General features: G+C 44.8%; 1 pseudogene. It reads right to left on the reverse strand.

Annotation, left to right across the window (positions count from 1 at the left end):
* Positions 1 to 1,511, reverse strand: a pseudogene (locus LZZ90_RS13945) (hypothetical protein); the annotation flags it as partial.

Below are 1,511 nucleotides of genomic sequence, written 5' to 3' on the forward strand. Positions count from 1 at the left end.
CGTAATACACGTCGGTTGAACTGTTGTACTTGCTGTTGGAGACGAAGGAGCTCCAGGTGCAGGATTAATTGTAAATGCTGCCGCTGAAGATATACATCCCGTTGCTGTGTCACGAACGGTAACATTGTATCCTCCTGGAGTTAATCCAGAAAAAATTAATATTGATTGATAAGTCACTCCGTCAACACTATATTCTAAAGTCGCTCCTAATGGTGAAGTTATGGTAATACTTCCTGTTGAAACGGCACAAGTTAACGGGGAAACAACGTTCGCCGATGGTGCTGCTGGATTAGGAGGAATCGGATTTACGGTTACAGGTGTTCCAGAAGAAACACAACCCGTTGCCGTATCGCGAACCGTTACATTATAATTTCCCGGAGTTAATCCAGAGAAAATCAATGTTGATTGATACATTACACCATCAATACTGTATTCTAAAGTCGCTCCGGTTGGCGCTGTAACTTCAATTGTTCCTGTTGGAATGGTACAAGTTGGTTGAACTGTTACACTTGCTGTTGGCGCTGCTGGATTAGCCGGAATCGAATTCACAGTTAAAGGTGTAGCTGAAGAAACACAACCTGTTACCGTATCACGAACCGTTACATTGTAATTCCCAGAAGTTAATCCAGAGAAAATCAATGTTGATTGATACGTTACTCCATCAATACTGTATTCTAAAGCAGCCCCTGTAGGTGCAGTTACTACAATCGTTCCGGTTGGCATTGTACAAGTCGGTTGAACTGTTACGCTAGCTGTTGGCGCTGCCGGATTAGCCGGAATTGGATTCACCGTTAAAGGTGTAGCCGAAGAAACACAACCCGTAGCCGTATCGCGAACCGTTACATTGTACCCTCCTGGGGTAAGTCCCGTAAAAGTTCCAGAAACCTGATAACTTACTCCGTTTACACTATATTCTAAAGTAGCCCCTGTAGGTGCAGCTACTACAATCGTTCCCGTTGGAACAGCACAAGTCGGCTGAACTGTAACGCTTGCTGTTGGGGCTGCTGGGTTTGCAGGAATCGGATCGACAACAACGGGTGTTAACGAAGAAATACAACCCGTAGTAGTATCTCTAACAGTTACATCGTATGTTCCAGAAACCAATCCACTGAATGTTGTTCCAGATTGATAGATTACTCCATCAACACTGTATTCTAAAGTCGCTCCTAATGGTGCAGTTACTACAATTGTTCCGCTTGGAGCTGTACATGTTGGCTGAACTGTAACACTAGCAGTCGGTGCTGCAGGAGCCCCTGGTGCAGGATTAATTGTAAATGCTGCAACTGAAGAAACACAACCTGTTGCTGTATCACGAACCGTTACATTGTAACCTCCCGGAACCAGCGCATTAAAGGCAGCACTTGATTGATATGTCGCCCCATCAATGCTGTATTCTAAGGTTGCTCCTAAAGGTGAAGTTATAGTAATGCTTCCCGTAGAAACTGCACAAGTCGCAGGTGAAACAACATTAGCTGTCGGCGCTGCAGGATTGGCCGGAATTGGATTCACCA

Origin of the sequence: Flavobacterium sp. SM15, assembly GCF_022012335.1 — a bacterium.
Taxonomy (GTDB): domain Bacteria; phylum Bacteroidota; class Bacteroidia; order Flavobacteriales; family Flavobacteriaceae; genus Flavobacterium.